An 18,426-nucleotide genomic window follows, 5' to 3' on the forward strand; every position below is an offset into this window, starting at 1 on the left:
CATTGTTCTAAACTGGTCTAATTCTACCTGAACCCCTGAGAAAAAGAAAGTCCCGAGCCGTTGAAGTTTGGCAGACTGGTCGAAAATAAAACAGCGGCTCAAAATCAACCCGTTGTGTTCCGCACTCAAAACGTGTTCGCCGACCTAGCTTCTTGCGCTTAGCTACGCAATTGTTCCGGAAGCTGACCATGTCGGCTCACACTCTTTTTTGAAACGTGCTCCACACAACTGACTTTTCCGCTTAACTACGCCAGGCTTCTGGAGGCAAAGCCCAGCCTCCAAAAGCCTGGCTAGGTTAATGCTCAAAGTCAACCCGTTGTGTTCCGCACTCTGGCGTTGGTGGGCTGTTCGTTCGCTCGGCGGAAGGTCGGGCTGGGGGTGAGTCAGCCGCGATATTATTCTTGGCGGCTCTGCCGCCTAGAATAAGGCTCAGCTTTGAGATTTTCGGTGCATTTCCGAAAAGCTCAAAGTGACGCCCGCCGCGTTCGAAACAGAGTGTGGAACGCAATGGGTTGCTTTTGAGCACGACTAGCGATTTTGCTGGATTGATGCAATCAATCAAGTGAAATTGCGTATCGGCGCAGAAAGCAATTGCGTGGAACACGTTTCCACCACCCCCAGCCCGACCTGGAGCCCCACCACATCTGCAATCCACCAACGTCACGCGCAGCGCAAGCGACTGCCGATATTTTTCCACTTGACGGCTTGGAAACATTGCCGTAAACTAAACCTAATCAATCAACGGAAGGACGAAAAGTTATGATGACAAACGTAATGACATTAAATGGACGTTGGCAAAGCCGGTAAGCAAGTCGTCATCGAGGTAGATGCGACTTGTGCTCTTCAGAGTGCTCATCGCATCTGCGCCGGCCAACTTTTCGTATGAAGGGGTCCGCACGGATGTTAATCCGCCAGCGGGCCTTTTATTTTTGGGTATCCAGGTGGACTGGGTACCCTTTTTTTCGAATCATGTTTACCGAACCGGCTTCTTCCGCTTAACTACGCAACGATTCCGGTGGCAAAAATCGCCACCATAATCCTGGCTAGGTTAATGCTCAGAAGCTGACCAGGTCGGCTCACACTCTGCTTTGACCAACAATGATGAAATGAGGTAGGAAAAAATGAAACGGTTATATGGGTTAATTGGGCTGATCCTGGTTTTTCTGGGCTTTGCTTTCGTTAAGGAACGGCAACAAGATCAGCAACAAGCGGCAGTGCCAACTGTCGGGATCTTACAACTGGTCTCGCACCCGGCCTTGGACGCGATCCACCGGGGCATCATCGCCGGACTGGCGGATGAAGGCTACCAGGTCGGCAAAAATATCAAAATCGATTTTCAAAACGCGCAAAATGATCAGAGTAATTTGAAAACAATGAGCGCGCGCTTCGTCAACGAACAGGCCAGCGCCATGATCGGGATCGCCACTCCGGCAGCGCAAGCGTTGGCCAATGCGTCGACGACGATTCCTGTTGTTTTAGGCGCGATCACCGATCCGGAGGGGGCCCATTTGGTCAAGAATAACCAGCGACCAGGCGGTAACGTGACCGGGGTATCTGATCAAGCCCCCTTGAAAGCTCAGCTGAAATTGATTCAGCGGATCATGCCGCAGATGAAAACATTGGGAATCATTTACACCTCGTCTGACGACTCCGCCACCGCGCAATATCACCAATTCGTCAAAATTTGCCAGGCGGCCGGAGTGCCTCTCAAGGCCTATTCGATCGCCAGCACCAACGATTTGAATCAAGTCGCCCAACAAATGATCAGTCAAGTTGACGCGATCTATGTCCCCACAGATAACACCGTGGCCAGCGCGATGCAGACGCTGGTGGCCACGGCCAATACCGCCAAAATCCCGGTTTTCCCAGCGGTGGACACGATGGTCAAGGCGGGTGGTCTGGCGACCTTAAGCATCAATCAATATCAATTAGGCGTCGCCACCGGCAAAATGACGGCCAAAATTCTTAAAGGCGCCGTGCCGGCCACGACCCCGATCCACTTCGAGCGGAAAGGTGAATTGACGTTAAACCTTAGTGCCGCCAAGAAACTGGGCATCACTTTCCCAGCGGATCTAATCAAACAAGCGCAACAAGATGGGGAGGTTTTCAAATGAGTTTAATGGTTTCAGCAATCGGTCAAGGTTTGTTGTGGGCGGTTCTAGGCGTGGGCCTATTCCTGACCTTCCGGATCCTTGATTTCGCCGATATGACGGTTGAAGGCACCTTCCCCTTAGGCGCGGCGGTTTGCGTCGCCGGGATCAGTCACGGGCTCTCCCCGCTGGCCGCCACGTTATTGGCTTTCGTGATCGGGAGTTTAGCCGGTTTGATGACCGGATTATTATATACCAAGGGGCACATTCCGATCCTGTTGGCGGGAATCCTGGTGATGACCGCCTGCTATTCGATCAATCTACGTATTTTAGGCCGGGCCAACTTGTCATTATTAGGGCAAAAAACGCTGTTCAAGCTTCCTTTTCTGAAAAGTTTGCCGCCTTACTTTGACGGGGTTTTCTTAGGGGCGGTGATCATGATCCTCGTCACGAGTTTGGTGATCTATTTCCTGCAAACCGACCTTGGTCAGGCCTTTATCGCGACCGGCGACAATCAAACCATGGCCCGTTCTCTGAGCATCAACACCGACCGCATGAAAATCCTCGGCTTAATGGTTTCCAACGGCCTGATCGCTTTTGGCGGCGCGCTTGTCGCCCAAAATAACGGCTACGCGGACGTGAACATGGGGATCGGTATTATTGTGATCGCCCTGGCCTCGATCATTATTGGTGAGGTGGCCTTTGGCGAATTGACCTTGAATCAACGTTTGGTGGCGGTGACTTTAGGTAGTATTTTGTACCGCTTCGTCTTACTGCTAGTCTTGAAACTTGGCTTCAACGCCAACGACTTAAACTTACTGTCCGCCATTGTCTTGGCGCTATGCATGATGTTGCCGGTCTTCGAGCAACACTTACACCTCAAACACTTATTGAAACGGGGGTTAGATCGCAATGTCTAAACCATTATTGGAATTACAAGATCTGGTTGTAAAAGTCAATCGCCAGACAAACGAAGAATTACGAATCCTGGACGATCTTAATTTGACCATCAATCAAGGCGACTTCATCACCGTATTAGGTTCCAATGGCGCGGGCAAATCCACCCTATTCAACGCCATCGCCGGCGATCTCGCGTTAAGCAGCGGCCAAATCAAGCTCCACGGCAACGATGTGACCCACGATTCGGTGGAAAAACGGACCCGCTTTCTCGGTCGTGTTTTCCAAGATCCAAAACTGGGCACGGCGCCGCGAATGACCGTGGCGGAAAACCTATTATTGGCTGAGCGGCGCGGACAACGGCGCGGCTTGCGACCACGACATTTGAAACAACAACACCAACGTTACCAAGAATTAACGGCAGCCATGGGGAATGGTTTGGAGCAACGTTTGGATACCCCCACCGGGAACTTGTCCGGCGGGCAACGGCAAGCGTTAAGTTTCCTAATGGCCACGATCCGCCGCCCAGAACTATTGCTACTGGACGAACATACCGCCGCGTTGGATCCCCAAACCAGCCAAAGTTTGATGACCTTGACCGAACAGCGGGTCAGCCAGGCCCAACTTACTTGTTTAATGATCACCCACCATTTGGAAGACGCCCTCACCTATGGCAATCGCCTGATCGTCTTACACCAAGGCCGGATCACATTTGACGTCACCGGGGCGGCGAAACAAGCGTTGACCAAAGAGCAGTTGTACCAATTCTTCGCCACGATCGACTGACACTGAGTTGGTCATCGTTTACTCGCAATTTTAAAGGTTGCAAAAAGCCAGTCCGCGGCGATTCACACCACGGACTGGCTTTTCTTAGCTGAAGCTTGTATCGAATTATTTAGACAATTTGCTGGCAGCAGCTTCGTCCAAAATCAAGATCACATTGTCATGATTTTGCAAAGCGCTAGCGGGAACATGAGTTGTCACTGGGCCTTCAACCGTTTCTTTGATGGCATCAGCTTTATCAGCGCCATACGCGATCAAAATAATTTCCTTGCCCTTCATGATCGAACCGATCCCCATGGAGATCGCGAAACGAGGCACATCTTTTTCATCGGCGAAGAACCGTGAGTTCGCGTCGATCGTGGATTGCGTCAAGGCCACTTTTTGGGTTTTGCCGTCCAAGTCAGAACCAGGCTCGTTGAATCCGATATGACCATTGCGGCCGATCCCCAAAATCTGGATATCGATTGGGTGTTCCGCCAATAATTTCTCATAAGCGGCCGCCGCGGCGTCTGTATCTGGATTAGCCCCATCAGGCACATAGCTCGCCTTGAATGGCTTCTTGCTGAAAAGATGTTCATTCATGAAATAGTGATAGCTTTGATCGTTGTCAGGCGTCAACCCAACATATTCATCCAAGTTCATTGAAACCATTTGGGAGAAGTCCAGGTCACTTTGGCACATTGCCTCATAAAGTGAGATCGGTGTGCTCCCAGTCGCCAGGCCTAAGACCTGCGCGCCATGCGCCATTCCTGCTTTGATCAGTTCGAAAGCGGCTTGTCCGCCGGCAAGTTTATCTTTAACAATTTTGATATCCATCCATACATCCTCCTTGTTTGGTCTAGTCCAATTTACCGCGAAATGAGCGTTTTGTCAAGACTGGCATGCATTTTTTCTCGCGCGGTTTTGCGAAAAAGTGTGCGGCTTGGTTCTTGGTCTGCACTTGATTGCTGGTGTGGTGGGTATCGTTTGAATTGATTTAGATGTTTCGATTTCTATTCTGGAATCCGTGCCTGATTGCGGGTGTGGTGGGTGTTGCGCGTGAGCGCAACCGGCTGGGACTGCTGTTGCGGACTGGAACGTGGTGGGCGTCGTTTGAAGCCAATCCGCAAAGGCGCGGCTTGTCTTCAAATCGAGCCTTGTCCTAAGCGGCAAAGCCGCCAAGGACAATTTCACCACTGAGCCGCGCAGTCCCAGCCGGTTGCTAGGCAGAATTGAGCTTATCTGCAATCGAAGCTGGATATCTGACGAAGTGGTTTTGCGAGATTGAGGTCAAAACAATCGCCCTTTGTGGAGTGGTATGGCAATGCCAACTGATTTCAGAAGTCCTGTGATTGATTGCAAGTGTGATGAGTTTGGATGGTGACGCAACCGCCTCAGGACGTTTGTCGTGGCTGGAACGTGGTGGGCATCGTTTGAAGCCACACGTCCTGAGGCGGTTGCTAGGCAGAATTGAGCTTATCTGCAATCGAAGTTGAATATCTGACGAAGTGCTTTTGCAAGCTAGAGGTCAAGCAATTGCCCACTTTTGGGGTGGTACGGAAACCCCAACTGATTCGGATTAGGCGGTCGAGACATTTTGCGTAGGTTGAACAGTCTCTACTCGTTTCCTTAACAATCTTTTGATGAAACCGACCGACTCAGATGATTTATCAAGAACCTGCCATAGTTCATCAGGCAAATTGCACTGGTGTCACCAATTTAATGTTGATAACCACTAACCACGGTCGTCAATTGCGTGGTGCTCCATTCATTGGTTATAGCTTGACAGTTGGCGTGAGTGCTCCAATGAGTAAGATATCGTTGAGCAGCTGGAGCGGAGCGTGGCGTTGGTGGTCCGTTTGCTTGCTTGGCGGAAGGTCGGGCTGGGGGGTGAGTCAGCCGCGATATTATTGTTGGCGATTTATCGCCTACAATAAGGCCGAGCTTGAAGATTTTCGGTGCACTTCCGAAAAGCTTCAAGTCGTGCCCGCAGCGTTCCACCACCCCCAGCCCGACCTGGAGCCCCACTACACCTGCCAACCACCAATGCCACGCGCAGCGCAAGCTGCGGCCAAGCTACTTTCAGCAGCAACATCAGCCAAAACTACCGGGTAACCTGCGCGCAAACCCGGCACAGATCGCTTCATGGATTAGAAATATTCATAAAAAACAGTATTAAGCCAAAAGGAGGAAATGAGATCGCTTTTATTTTACAGAAAATTCATTTTTTATTGACAAAAGACGGAATTTATACTAGTATAAATTTAAAAGAGTGGCCTTACCATCATAAGCTACACGTCGGGCACCCATGCCCGTAGGCAAATGTGGGTTAGGATACTTGGGAATGAAAAACAAAATATAGTTGATGAATGACAGGTTTTCAACACTTTATTGAGGAGGATTATCAATGATTGGCGATAAAATGGTGATTTTGACAGCACTTGTAATCGTGATTGTGCTGCTTTTGATTTTGACGATTGCTGTTCTCCATTTAGTGAAGGAAGTTAAGCGTTAGCAAGAAAGCAGCGCCACTGTTCCTGACGAATTGATCTGGGCCACTTCACACGATTAGGAAATGAGCTGGTCCGTGTCAAAGCGAGCAACCAATTCATTAAAGATTTAAGGCAATTTCTTTGACGGCATGATTCTGATATTCCATCGGGATCATGTCGTTGCGCATCTCTAGGCCAACGCTTGATTTCCAGATTCCGCCGCTCAATCCAGTGAAGCGCACAGCGTCTTCCTTGGGTCTTGACCCCGGCGGTCCAAGTAGACACGGGCATTAAGCGGTGGGCGCAACCTGCGCGCAAACCTGTCGCAAAATTTTGTTGACCTGGCTTGTAAAATAACTTATAATTAATGTTGCATTGTTTCGCGGGCATGGCGGAACTGGTAGACGCGCAAGACTAAGGATCTTGTGGCCACTTATGGCCGTGGAAGTTCGAGTCTTCTTGCCCGCATCGTGCAACCTGTGAGTGCTGTGATCATTTGATCCAGCGCTTTTTTTGTGGGCAAAATCGCGCGCCAGCCAAGCCTTGATGGTCGGGCTTTTTTTGGCTACGGACAACAGCGATTAGATCGCAAACTAAAAAACCAGCGTTACCACGAGGGCAACGCTGGTTTGATGGTGACTCAGTCTTGAGCCGGCGCGCCAACAACCGTGGCGATGGCGCTGATCAACTCGTCGGCGGCGTCGAAATCTTCATCGCATTCCATAAAGGCCGCGTGGGCGATTTCGCGCCAAGGATCGGTCACATCCTTATATTGGTGCTCGAACTTCTTGATCTGATAATGCCCATCAGTGGTAACCAGTACGATCAGGCAACCTTGCGCCGATTTATACGCGTGGGTAAATTCTATTGGAAAAGTGGTTTCTGCCCGCGCCGGTCGCTGCTGGCGTCCTTTGATCGTATCCCCAATGTTTTGGGCTAATAAAGCCAGTTGCATGTTATCTTTCACCTCAATATCTTCAAATCAATGGCCGTAGCTTCAATGGGCCCGCACACCAAGCCGAGTCTGCTGATGCGGCGGGAGCTAGCAGCCTGCTATCTCTGCGTTGCGGTGGTGCTAAGCCGAAGCCTGCAGGCGTAACTGGCCCTGACAGCGACCGCAAACAAAACGTTGCAGATTGATCCGTCGTTGTCGCCAATAAACCTGACCACACTTTTGGCAGCGGTACTGATAGCGGGCTGGGTGTTGCGGCTGGCGACTCGACGCCGCTGTCGCGGGAACATAGCGGGAACCGCCCACTTGCGCCAACAGCGTTTTAAACGCCGGGCTGCGATGCTGATAAGGCTGACCACTTAAATGCAAGTGGTAGTGGCACAACTCATGTTTCACGATCCCGACAAAATCCGCAGGGCTCAGGGTGGCCGCATATTTCGGATTGAAATCCAAATGATGATCACCAATGAAATAACGACCGCCGGTGGTTTTCAGCCGCGGATTGAAGCGCGCTTGGTGCCGAAAAGGCCGATGAAAAGCGGTCAAAGAAACCTGTTCTACCAAGCGCTGCAGCTCCTGATCAGTCACGAGGAAGCCCCCGCATCGTTAAACTGATGCGGTCCCGGTCCAAGTCGACCTCAAGGATCTTAACCTTGACGATGTCCCCCACCGCGACTTCACTGCTAGGATTTTGGACAAAATAATCGGCCAGTTGGGAGATGTGGACGAAGCCATCATGCTTAACGCCAATATCCACGAAGGCGCCAAAGTCGACCACGTTGCGGATGGTCCCTTGCAAAATCATTCCCGGACGCAGATCCTCGATGGCCATGACATCTTGGCGCAACAAAGGCGCCGGGACGTCATCACGCAGGTCACGTCCCGGCGTGATCAGTCCCTTAACGATATCCTGCAGGGTGCTCCGCCCAACTTGATATTCCTTGCTTAATTGTAAAAAGTTCAGAGATTTGGTGGCTTTACGCATTTTATCCGAGCCCAGATCAGCCTTGGTCAAGTGGACGCGGGCCAGTAATTGCTCCGCCACCGCATAACTTTCCGGGTGAATATCGGTATTATCCAAAGGCTCGGTGCCCCCGATGATTCGTAAGAAACCAACCGCCTGTTGGTAGACTTTCGGCCCAAGGCGCGGCACTTTCTGCAATTCCGCCCGGCTGGTAAAACGCCCGTGCTCATTGCGATAAGCGACAATATACGTCGATAACATTGTGGACAAGCCGGACACGCGCCGCAACAGATCAACGCTGGCCGTGTTCAAATTAACGCCCACACTATTGACCACATCTTCGACCACGGTATCCAGGCGTTCACCCAGCGCTTTTTGGCTCACGTCATGCTGATACTGACCGACGCCGACTGCGCTCGGGTCGATTTTCAACAATTCAGCCAGTGGATCTTGCAGGCGCCGGGCGATGCTGACCGCCGAGCGTTCCTCCACGTGCAATTCGGGGAACTCAGCGCGCGCCGTGTCACTGGCGGAATAAACCGAGGCGCCAGCTTCATTGACAATGACATAATAGATCTCCCGCGGACTGTGCTTGATCGTTTCCGCCACGAATTGTTCCGACTCGCGACTGGCGGTCCCGTTGCCAATGGCGATCATCGTCACTTGATATTTTTCTAAAAAGTCGAGAAAAGCTGGTCCAGCGGCGGCTCGCTGTTGTTGGCTAGCGGGCTTATGCGGATAAATGACCAGCTTGTCCAGAAACTTCCCAGTACCATCGACGACGGCCAACTTGCAGCCTGTCCGATACGCCGGATCGAAGCCTAAAACGACCTTTCCTTTTAGCGGTGGCTGTAACAACAGGTGACGCAGATTCTCACCGAAAACATTGATTGCTTGGGCGCCAGCGCTTTCCTTCTGATTGGTGCGGAATTCCCGCGCGATCGCCGGCCGAATGAAGCGGCGATACGCGCCAACCGTGGCGTCTTTCATCTGCTCGGAGGCGAAATAATTTCGCCGCGAATCCGCTTCTTGGCTAAAGCGCGCCAAAATCGGCTCGCTATCAACATTGATCGCCACCCGCAAAACGCCTTCATTTTCGGCCCGATTGATCGCCAAGATCTGATGGGCCGCCAATTTCGTTAAAGGTTGCGTGAAATCGTAATACAGGCGATAAACACCCTTCTCATCCGCCGCCTCATCCTTAACTTCAGCCGTCAACGTCCCGTGGCGCAAAGTGTAATCCCGCGCCCACTGCCGCCAAGTCGCCAAATCACCCAGTTCGTCAGCGAGAATTTCATGAACCCCGGACCAAACTGCCGTCACATCTGGCAAACCTTTTTGCGAATCACAATAAGGCAGGGCCTTGCTTTGCCACTGCTCCGGAGACAGATCCAATTGCTGTTTGATCTCCTCAGCTAATGGCACCAGCCCTTGAGCGCGCGCCACGGTCGCCTTACTCTTCCGCTTTTGTTTAAACGGCAAGTACAGGTCTTCCACCTGTTGTAACTTGTCCGCTTTTTCCAAGGCCCGCTTCAACGCCGGCGTCAGTTTACCCTGTTCCGTGATCACCCGCAGGACATCATCCTTGCGTGCGAGCAACGCCTCCGCCCGATTGAAAGTCGCCTCAATCTCGCGAATCTGGACCTCATCAAGACTGCCCGTCCACTCTTTACGATAACGGGCAATAAATGGCACCGTATTGCCTTCGTTGAGCATAGTCAAGACCGTGGCCACGGCCGCCGGTTTATAGGACAATGCCGCCTGTGTTTGCATTAACGCTCTTGATTCTAAAATCATAACCGTTGTAATCCCTTTTCCTCGGCCAAAAAATGGCCGTTTCTCCTAATTTATCCCAAATGACGCGCTGATTTAAACCAAAGCGGTGATGCGTTGTAAGTACTTGCTCATCCGCTCCGTCGCGTCATCTTGTTGCGCTTCCGCCGCCGCAAAAGCCGCTTGATCGACCGTCTGATCTTCATGCAGACTGGCCGCCATCGCCTGACAACCATCAGCAAAGTCCTGATAAGCCGCGACCAACAATTTGTGATTGCCCATTAATCGCGCTGGAGCAGTTCCCTTCGCCAAACGGGCGCAAAGTTGCTGATACTCTGCTGACCGCTCCGTGAAAACGTCCCGGGTTTCTGTGTACTTAACAGGGGCCATCGTCGCAACTTGATCCGCGGCCAACGCGTCCTTCAACGCTCGAAACATTGGATCCAATTCTTCTTGGATCTGTTCAGTGCGCTCCACGACCTGATTGATTGTCACGCCATAGTGCATCGCTTTTTGCTGCATTTTATTAGCCATTTCGTCTACCTCTTCAAAATTGATATTTCTATTATAACAGAGTGCGGAGCGCAACGGGTTGACTTTGAGCATTAACCTGGCTAGGATTTTGGAAGCGGGTTTCGCTTCCGGAAGCCTAGCGTAGTTAAGCGGAAAAGTCAGTTGCGCTCCGCACGTTTAGAGTGCGAGCCGACCTGGGCAGCTTCTGAGCATTAGCCTAGCAATTGTTTTGAAAGCTGGGATATAGATTGGCCGCAGCTTGCGCTGCGAAATTCGGGGTGAGCTCGCTGTGGGCGTCACTTTGAGCTTTTCGGAAGGACGCCGAAAATCTCAAAGCTGAGCCTTGGTCTAAGTGGCATAGCCACTAAGACCAATTTCACGGCGATCTCACCCCGAATTTCTCCGCTCCAGCCGCTCAACGTTCTAACAGCCGTTTGAGCACTCACGCCAACGGGCAAGCTATGGTCAATTGATGAGGATTCGCGCAATTGACGACCATAGCTAGTGGTTACAAGCTTTAAATTGGTGACACCAGTGCAAACTGCCTGATGAACAAATCGAATTTTCAGTGAATCAACTGAATCGATCGGTCCCAAATCAAATTTTGATTAAGTATGCGCAACAAAGTTGTTGGCACAACCCAAGATATATCACCCTATTCATCAAATCCGTTGGCCTTGCTGTACCACCTCAAAATGGGCGATTGTTTGACCTCTAGCTTGCAAAATCGCTTCGTCAAATTCTTCGCCCATATTGCAGATAGGCGCAATTCTGCCTAGCAACCGGGTCGGGCCATGCGGCTCAGCGGCGAGATTATTCTTTGCGGCTTTGCCGCTTAGAATAAGGCTCGATTTTGAGACAAGCCGTGGGTTTCGGATTGGCTCAAAACGACGCCCACTGCGTTCCAGCCGCACAAATGGCCCGACCCGGTTGCGTCCCCACCAAACCCGCTAGACCTACAGGTTCAAGAATAGCGCCCATTCCTCTGGAATCAGTTGGCATTGCCGTACCATCCCAAAAAGGGCAATTGTTTGACCTCTAGCTTGCAAAACCACTTGGTCAGATACCCAACTTCGATCGCAGATGGGCTCAATTCTGCCTAGCAACCGGCTGGGACTGCGCGGCTCAGTGGTGAAATTGTCCTTTGCGGCTTTGCCGCTTAGGACAAGGCTCGATTTGAAGACAAGCCGCGCACTTTGCGGATTGGCTTCAAACGACGCCCACCACGTTCCAGTCCGCAACAGCAGTCCCAGCCGGTTGCGCTCACGCGCAACACCCGCCACACCTGCAATCAAATGACTGAACAAAAAAAAGTCAAAAAAACTACCGACAAAAATACTGTCGGTAGTTTTTGATGACGCATTAACTGTGGCTGCCACAAGGAGCATCCTCAGCACCTGACAAGCTGATCAACGTTTTCTCAGGAAGCAGTCGTTATTCCTTGCCTGCGCGGCGTTGGAAGAATTTGACCAATTCGACGATCAACACCATCAAGACGCCGGCGCCAAGCACCATGCTCCATTGCAATAGATTCAATTCAGTGACGTGGAAGAGGCTGTTGAAACCCGGCACCACAATGGTCAAAGCAACCATGATGAAGGAAGTTCCCACACCGATATTGAACATCCGGTTGGCAAATGGATGCACGCTGAAGATCGATTGATGGATCGACTTCACGTTGAACGCGTGGAACAATTGGATCAGCGCTAAGGTCGCGTATGCCATGGTCAGCGCGTCCGCGTGCATCGCGTCATTTGAAGCGTGCACAGGGAAGAGAATCGCTAAGCCGTAAACACCCAAGGTCAGCGCGCCTTCCAGGATCCCTTGATAAATGATCGAGGAGCCCACGCCGCCACTAAGGAAATTAGATTTCCGTCCGCGCGGTTTCCGGTCCATGATCCCAGGTTCCGTTGGTTCTACCCCTAAGGCGATCGCCGGGAAGGTATCTGTCGCTAAGTTGATCCACAACAATTGGACTGGCTGCAAAATATCCCAACCCATCAAGGTCATCATGAACAGGGTCAAGACTTCACCTAAGTTGGCTGATAACAAATACTGGATCGATTTTTGAATATTGGCGAAGACCTTACGACCCTCTTCGACGGCCACAATGATCGTCGCGAAGTTGTCGTCGGCCAGAACCATGTCAGAGGCACCTTTGGAAACTTCTGTCCCCGTGATCCCCATCCCGATCCCGATATCCGCTGACTTCAGCGCTGGCGCGTCGTTAACCCCGTCACCAGTCATCGCCACGACCTTGCCTTGATCCTGCCAAGCCTTGACGATCCGCACCTTATGTTCAGGTGAGACCCGGGCATAAACGGAATATTGTTTCACTTTCTTTTCGAAATCGGCGTCACTTAATTGATCCAATTCCGCCCCGGTAATGACCGCTTTGTCGTCACCAGGCTTGATGATGCCCAAGCGTCCCGCAATTGCTTCCGCGGTGTCTTGGTGGTCACCAGTGATCATGATTGGCCGGATTCCGGCTTTCTTCGCGTCAGCGACAGCCTTAGCCGCTTCTGGCCGCTCAGGATCGATCATGCCAACCAAGCCGGCGAAAATCAAATCTTGTTCCACATTATTAGTATCAGGCTTTTCGGGAACGGTGGTAATGACCTTGTAAGCCATCGCCAAAACCCGCAACGCCTTGGTGGCCATCCCTTTGTTTTGCGCCAAGATCTCTTGCTTGTCCGCATCAGTCAAAGCGCGAACTTCCGTTGGTGACGTTTGGATCTGGGTCACCCGTTTCAATAACATATCAGGTGCGCCCTTGACCGCAACGAAAAACTTACCGTCGGCCAATTGATGGATGGTGGACATTAATTTCCGTTCAGAATCGAATGGCACTTCTGCCACTCGGGGTTCTTTTTGCAGTTCGCTGGTGACGTCATAGTGATGATCCAAGCCAAATTGAACCAAAGCGGTTTCCGTTGGATCACCAACTAATTTGCCATCACCTTGCGCTTTCGTATCGTTGCTGAAAGTCATGACTTTCAATGCCATGTCAGCGCCGGTGATTGGATCCGCGGCATTTTGTAAATGACCGTATTCGTAGACTTTCTCCACGGTCATCTTATTTTGCGTCAAGGTCCCGGTTTTGTCAGAAGCGACGATTTCCGTGCTACCCAACGTTTCCACGGCCGGTAAATTCCGCACCAAGGATTGGCGTTTGGCCATCCGCGTGGTTCCCAAGGCCAAGATGATCGTCACGATCGCCGGCAACCCTTCTGGAATCGCGGCCACGGCCAGTGAAATTGCCACCAGCAGCATATTGATCACCAATTCGTTCATTGGTAAGCCATCATGATTGTTCAAGATCCCGACGACGAAAATAATCGCGGCAATCACTAAAATCAACCAAGTCAAGGTCTTACCTAATGAGTTCAAATTGTCTTGTAACGGGGTGTTGGTTTCTTCCGCTTGGTTGATCATACCGGCGATGTGGCCCACTTGAGTCCCCATCCCGACGCCAACAACGATCCCAACCCCGCGACCATAAGTCACGTTACTGTTCATGTAAGCCATGTTTTTGCGGTCACCAATGGCGATTTCTTCATCGGGTAACACGCCCGCTTCTTTCTCCACTGGCACCGATTCACCGGTCAACGCCGCTTCTTCGATTTTCATCGAGGCCGAATCGATCAAGCGCACATCAGCAGGGACAATATCGCCGGCTTCCAGCAAGACCACATCACCAACGACTAATTTCTCGCTGCTGATCGTCTCAACTTGACCGCCGCGCCGCACATGCGCTTCCGGCGTGGACATTTCCCGCAAAGCATCAATGGCTTCTTCCGCCTTCGATTCTTGGAAGACCCCGAAGATCGCGTTCACGATCACCACGGCCAAAATCAAACCAGCGTCAGCCCATTCTTGCGCGACCACCCCGGAAATCAAAGCTGCGACTAATAAAACCAAAATCATGAAATCTTTGAACTGATCAAAGAAACGTTGGAACAAGGTCCGTTTCTTCCCCTGCGCCAAAGCGTTTGGCCCATTCTCCGCTAACCGTTGTTGGGCTTGGTCAGCGCTGAGACCCTGTTCACTGGTTTTGAGCGCGGCCAGCAAGTCGGATTTCTTCAGGGCATAAAACCGTTTGGACGATGCCTTGCTTGTCTCTGTCAACAATAATTCCTCCTCTTTCACTCAGGAATAAAAAGAGACCTGTACGCTAAATACACGCACAAGTCTCACTAATTAAGACAAAACCAGAACTTATGTCTTGTTGATGGTTTTGTCGCAGCGAAGTCGCTGCCAGTTACTCCCTTGTTTTCAAAGTCATTATACCAGAAATAGCCGCGTAAAGCAAAGTAAAACCACGAAAAACTAATATTTCTTAATTGCACCTAATTTTTTCAGATCGTATTACTGAGGAACACGCCGAATTCGCCCGCCGGCCACAGTACCTAGCCTTAATGTTTCTTTAACCAAACTGCGCCTAAAACCATCAGCGACAACCCAGCCAAGACCGTGCCCAGCATACTCAACCCGGACTTGGCCTCATTGGTTTGCGGCAAAACCGGCGTCAGTTGATTTTGATTGGTGGGGTCAGCAGTTTCCTGACCTGTGATTGGCAACGTCGGCCGGGTCGGGTCAGGGTCTGGCGTTGGGTCAGGGTCAGGTGTCGGATCCGGATCTGGCGTTGGATCTGGATTCGGCGTTGGATCTGGGTCAGGTGTCGGATCCGGATCTGGTGTTGGATCTGGATTCGGTGTTGGATCCGGATCTGGCGTTGGGTCGGGATTCGGTTTTGGATCTGGCGTTGGGTCGGAATCTGCCTGATAGACTAATGTCAAAGTTTGCGGATCTTGCTGGAAGGTCCCCATTAACGCGCCGGCGCTAACCTTCTTAAAGGTATAGCCTTCGATCTGAGTCGCCTGCAGAGGCGTCGCATCATATTCCGCTCCAATTGCCGTATCCGTGTTCCCTAATGTCATTTGGCCGTGGATCACTTTGCCGGCCTCATCGACGAAATTGACGGTAACTTGCGGGTGCTCTTGCCAATTGACATTGCTATAGTAAACGGCCGCGTCATATTCGATTTCGATTTTGTTGTTGTAATAACCAGGATAAACAATGCTATTAAACCAAGCCCCATAAATTCCCTTCTGATAGTACATAAACATTTTCGAGTTAGGAAGTAGGTTTGCAGCAGAAATCCGATAGCGTAAGGATGAGGCTGGTCCAAGATGCTCTAACGCGGTCGATTCGCCATTTGTGGTATTGTAACTAAAAATGTCAACCGATTCATTCCCAACTGCGCCGGGAACAACTGGATTACCACTTGAATCTGCTTTCAAATTCATTGGCTTACCGTCAATTCCGATAAGGTCATCCATATCAAATTCTCCGGGTTGACCAATGACAAAATTCAGCTTTTTTTCTCGATTCAGATAGCACTGCGCTAGGCCCTTGATCCAGAAATGATTTCCCTCGGCAATTTGACTGGGGTCAATGATGCCCAACGAACTAAAATCACTCAGGCAATTATTCTGTAAATCGAGTGATTTGTACGATGTCGAATACACGTGATTCTCAGCAAAGTCTTTGATCCAAGTTGCTAGGAGTCCTAATTGTCGATTGGTTAAGCCGTGTGTATTTGCTTGATATAACTCCCCTGAACGATCGAGTTGAAAGCCACTCAACGCGAGATAATTAAGACGCTCCACGCTGATATTCTTCAATTCTGACAAGGACTCATCGTTCACCTTTCCCCACATTGGTGTATTCAGTGCAAGCTCCGCTGGCCGCAAAGTCTTCAACGGGTCAAAACTGAACTCGCCAGACGTAGGAATAGATAAATCAAGATTGAGTTCCAGTTTAACTTGCTCCGGTAAATACTGGAACGCCTCCAGTCCCTGCAAGCTTGTCAGCGCGAACCTCTTACCAGTATCGTCTTGAGGCTTAATCGTCAATTTCCCGCCCAAATACTGCTTGATCGTCGCCAGGGTGATCGGGTCCGCTTGCGGGATTCCGAAAACCTTGGTCTTCAAATAATTGCTCAGATTCTCATCGCCAAACTGAACCACCTCCGCGTCTTGGGCAGGCGTTTCAGTCGTGGTCGGCCCTGCATCAGTCGAGTCAGTTGAGTCAGGATCTGCTGAATCAGATTTGTTTGTTTGATCTGAATTGGTCGTTTGGTCCGAATTGGCCGACTGCTCAGAGTTAGTCGGCCCAGCAGCGATTGTAGGTTCGGGTTCAGTTGTCGATCCAGAATCCTTAGCCACATCACTTGAATTTCCGGTTTCACCAGGCTCTGTGTTGCCGTTTTCCGTGGCAGTGGTGGTGCTGGTTTTGCGTACCGTTGTTCCTAACTGGCTCGAAGCCGCTGTTGATTTAGTGTTAAGGCTACTTGCCTCGGTCGTTTCCACATTCGCTGCCGCTTTCACCAACACATTCGGCGCGTACAAAAATAGACCCACTGTCATCACTAATCCAGCCTGAACTAAATGTGCTGTCACTGATGGTGTGTCCTGTTGCTCTTTTAATCTTTTCATGATGATTCCCCCATTGGCGCAAAATTCCCAATAATTTTGCCAATCATCAACTACTGGATAAATCTCAGACGTCACTTTAAGCGCAAATACACAAGTTGTTTCCCCCGAAACCGCCTGTTGTCGCTTATTGGACAGTATGTATTCAGTGAATGGCCGTCGCTTTTTTAATCAACATTATTATACCTAGATTAGCTTTAAAAATCCAGTAAGCGCACCCAAAAGGAAGTAGCCTGCCTGCGGCTTGCGCTGCGAAATTCGGGGTGAGCTCGCTGGGGGCGTCACTTTGATCTTCGCAAAACCCGCGAATCTCAAAGCTGAGCCTTGGTCTAAGCGGTAAACCGCTAAACGTGTTCGCCAATCTAGCTTCTTCCGCTTAGCTACGCAACTATTCCGGAGGCAAAGCCCAGCCTCCAAAATAGTTGCTAGGCTAATGCTCAGAAGCTGGGTCGGTGAGCACGTTTCCAGCCACGACAAACGTCCTGAGGCGGTTGCGTCACCACCCAAACCCCACCAAACCTGCAATCAAGCACGAAAAAAAGGCCATTATTTTCCCGTCAGAAAATAATGACCCGCAAAAACTTCAAGCTTCAGAATGACGCCAAAAATCATCAAAAACGGTGACCGGTAAATGCCGCTTGTGCTGGGTTTTCAAGAACCACTGCTCGATTTTCTCGGCGGCGGCCACTGGCACTTCCCGACCTTCAAGATAATCATCGATCTGATCATAGGTCACGCCCAAGGCCACCTCATCAGGTAAAGCCGGCCGGTTCTCTTCCAAATCGGCGGTGGGGATTTTCTCATACAGATGGCGCGGCGCATCCAAATACGCCAACATTTGCTTGCCCTGCCGCTTATTTAACCGATATAACGGCGTAACATCGGCGCCACCATCACCAAATTTGGTATAGAAGCCGGTAATGTTTTCCGCGGCGTGATCGGTGCCAACAACAACACCAGCATGGGCGCCGGCGATGGCGTATTGCGCCAACATCCGTTGCCGCGCCTTGATATTACCCTTGTTGAAATCAGAAATCGTTTGGCCCGCCGTGGTTAATTCAACCAGCATCGCCTCGGTCGCCGGTTGAATATCGATCCGCATGACCTGATCCGCCTGCATCCACTCGATCGCCGCCATCGCGTCACTTTCGTCGGCCTGCACGCCAAACGGTAAACGCACCGCGTAGAATTGATAAGCCGCATCCCCAGTTTCTTCACGCAATTCAGTGATCGCGATTTGAGCCAACTTACCGGCCAAGGTGGAATCTTGGCCACCCGAAATACCTAAAACATAACTCTTTAAGAAAGGCTGTTCGCGCAAGTAATCTTTCAAAAACTCAACGGAACGGCGAATTTCAACCGCTGGATCGATTTCAGGTTGCGTCCGCTCGATCGCGATAATTTTCTTTTGTAGGGGCCGCATACGCCCACTCCCTTTCTAACTTAAGCTGCTTGTGCTCCTTTACCTAGTCGAACGAAATCAAAT

General features: G+C 50.8%; 17 protein-coding genes and 1 tRNA gene. 6 read left to right on the top strand and 12 right to left on the bottom strand.

Features of this window, described 5'->3' with window-relative positions; genetic code table 11:
- Positions 1 to 1,121: 1,121 nt before the first annotated feature.
- The 3 genes from trpX to EKM94_RS02335 are packed head-to-tail and all read left to right on the top strand — an operon-like array spanning position 1,122 to position 3,773.
- Positions 1,122 to 2,114, top strand: coding sequence for a tryptophan ABC transporter substrate-binding protein (trpX, locus tag EKM94_RS02325; protein ID WP_125596860.1), 993 nt, complete (start codon positions 1,122 to 1,124; stop codon positions 2,112 to 2,114).
- Entirely contained in the window at positions 2,111 to 3,010 is a 900-nt protein-coding gene (locus EKM94_RS02330) for an ABC transporter permease (RefSeq protein WP_125596863.1), read from the top strand. Before trpX ends, EKM94_RS02330 begins: the two co-directional genes overlap by 4 nt.
- Positions 3,003 to 3,773 carry an ABC transporter ATP-binding protein gene (locus EKM94_RS02335; protein ID WP_125596866.1) on the top strand — a complete coding sequence of 257 codons (771 nt, stop codon included), beginning with the start codon at positions 3,003 to 3,005 and terminating at the stop codon, positions 3,771 to 3,773. The genes EKM94_RS02330 and EKM94_RS02335 overlap by 8 nt, the downstream gene beginning before the upstream one ends.
- 105 nt (positions 3,774 to 3,878) lie before the next feature.
- Here EKM94_RS02335 and EKM94_RS02340 read toward each other — a convergent pair whose 3' ends face one another.
- On the bottom strand, positions 3,879 to 4,586 hold the full coding sequence (locus EKM94_RS02340) for a glucosamine-6-phosphate deaminase (RefSeq protein WP_125596869.1): 708 nt from the start codon (positions 4,584 to 4,586) through the stop codon (positions 3,879 to 3,881).
- 54 nt (positions 4,587 to 4,640) lie between these two features.
- Complete coding sequence (locus tag EKM94_RS02345; RefSeq protein ID WP_125596872.1) at positions 4,641 to 4,943, bottom strand: hypothetical protein; 303 nt, start codon at positions 4,941 to 4,943, stop codon at positions 4,641 to 4,643.
- Between the two features lie 158 nt (positions 4,944 to 5,101).
- On the opposite strand from EKM94_RS02345, the gene EKM94_RS12280 reads away from it, so the two are divergent.
- The 3 genes from EKM94_RS12280 to EKM94_RS02355 all read left to right on the top strand — a co-directional run bounded on the left by EKM94_RS12280 (position 5,102) and on the right by EKM94_RS02355 (position 6,709).
- On the top strand, positions 5,102 to 5,245 hold the full coding sequence (locus EKM94_RS12280) for a hypothetical protein (RefSeq protein WP_164511065.1): 144 nt from the start codon (positions 5,102 to 5,104) through the stop codon (positions 5,243 to 5,245).
- Between the two features lie 166 nt (positions 5,246 to 5,411).
- Positions 5,412 to 5,864 carry a hypothetical protein gene (locus EKM94_RS02350; protein WP_125596875.1) on the top strand — a complete coding sequence of 151 codons (453 nt, stop codon included), beginning with the start codon at positions 5,412 to 5,414 and terminating at the stop codon, positions 5,862 to 5,864.
- A 759-nt stretch (positions 5,865 to 6,623) separates the two neighbouring features.
- A tRNA-Leu gene (locus EKM94_RS02355) sits at positions 6,624 to 6,709 on the top strand.
- A 172-nt stretch (positions 6,710 to 6,881) separates the two neighbouring features.
- Here the strand turns inward: EKM94_RS02355 and EKM94_RS02360 are convergent.
- The 10 genes from EKM94_RS02360 to nadE all read right to left on the bottom strand — a co-directional run bounded on the left by EKM94_RS02360 (position 6,882) and on the right by nadE (position 18,363).
- Complete coding sequence (locus EKM94_RS02360; RefSeq protein WP_125596878.1) at positions 6,882 to 7,208, bottom strand: hypothetical protein; 327 nt, start codon at positions 7,206 to 7,208, stop codon at positions 6,882 to 6,884.
- 108 nt (positions 7,209 to 7,316) lie between these two features.
- Positions 7,317 to 7,781, bottom strand: a complete 465-nt coding sequence (locus EKM94_RS02365; RefSeq protein ID WP_125596881.1) for a SprT family protein — start codon at positions 7,779 to 7,781, stop codon at positions 7,317 to 7,319.
- On the bottom strand, positions 7,774 to 9,954 hold the full coding sequence (locus EKM94_RS02370; protein WP_191987491.1) for a Tex family protein: 2,181 nt from the start codon (positions 9,952 to 9,954) through the stop codon (positions 7,774 to 7,776). The genes EKM94_RS02365 and EKM94_RS02370 overlap by 8 nt, the downstream gene beginning before the upstream one ends.
- Before the next feature lie 72 nt (positions 9,955 to 10,026).
- Positions 10,027 to 10,464, bottom strand: a complete 438-nt coding sequence (locus EKM94_RS02375; protein ID WP_125596884.1) for a hypothetical protein — start codon at positions 10,462 to 10,464, stop codon at positions 10,027 to 10,029.
- 275 nt (positions 10,465 to 10,739) lie between these two features.
- Positions 10,740 to 11,039, bottom strand: coding sequence for a hypothetical protein (locus EKM94_RS02380; RefSeq protein WP_125596888.1), 300 nt, complete (start codon positions 11,037 to 11,039; stop codon positions 10,740 to 10,742).
- A 66-nt stretch (positions 11,040 to 11,105) separates the two neighbouring features.
- Complete coding sequence (locus EKM94_RS02385; RefSeq protein ID WP_125596891.1) at positions 11,106 to 11,357, bottom strand: hypothetical protein; 252 nt, start codon at positions 11,355 to 11,357, stop codon at positions 11,106 to 11,108.
- A 42-nt stretch (positions 11,358 to 11,399) separates the two neighbouring features.
- Positions 11,400 to 11,822 carry a hypothetical protein gene (locus EKM94_RS02390; protein WP_125596894.1) on the bottom strand — a complete coding sequence of 141 codons (423 nt, stop codon included), beginning with the start codon at positions 11,820 to 11,822 and terminating at the stop codon, positions 11,400 to 11,402.
- 55 nt (positions 11,823 to 11,877) lie between these two features.
- Entirely contained in the window at positions 11,878 to 14,574 is a 2,697-nt protein-coding gene (locus EKM94_RS02395; RefSeq protein WP_379861023.1) for a calcium-translocating P-type ATPase, PMCA-type, read from the bottom strand.
- A 284-nt stretch (positions 14,575 to 14,858) separates the two neighbouring features.
- Positions 14,859 to 16,943, bottom strand: a complete 2,085-nt coding sequence (locus tag EKM94_RS02400; protein ID WP_125596897.1) for a MucBP domain-containing protein — start codon at positions 16,941 to 16,943, stop codon at positions 14,859 to 14,861.
- A 580-nt stretch (positions 16,944 to 17,523) separates the two neighbouring features.
- Positions 17,524 to 18,363 (bottom strand): ammonia-dependent NAD(+) synthetase, encoded by an 840-nt coding sequence (nadE, locus tag EKM94_RS02405; protein ID WP_125596900.1) that lies wholly within the window; start codon positions 18,361 to 18,363, stop codon positions 17,524 to 17,526.
- Positions 18,364 to 18,426 lie beyond the last annotated feature (63 nt).

Source organism: Lapidilactobacillus achengensis (assembly GCF_003946655.1).
In the GTDB taxonomy this organism is placed as follows: Bacteria; Bacillota; Bacilli; order Lactobacillales; family Lactobacillaceae; genus Lapidilactobacillus; species Lapidilactobacillus achengensis.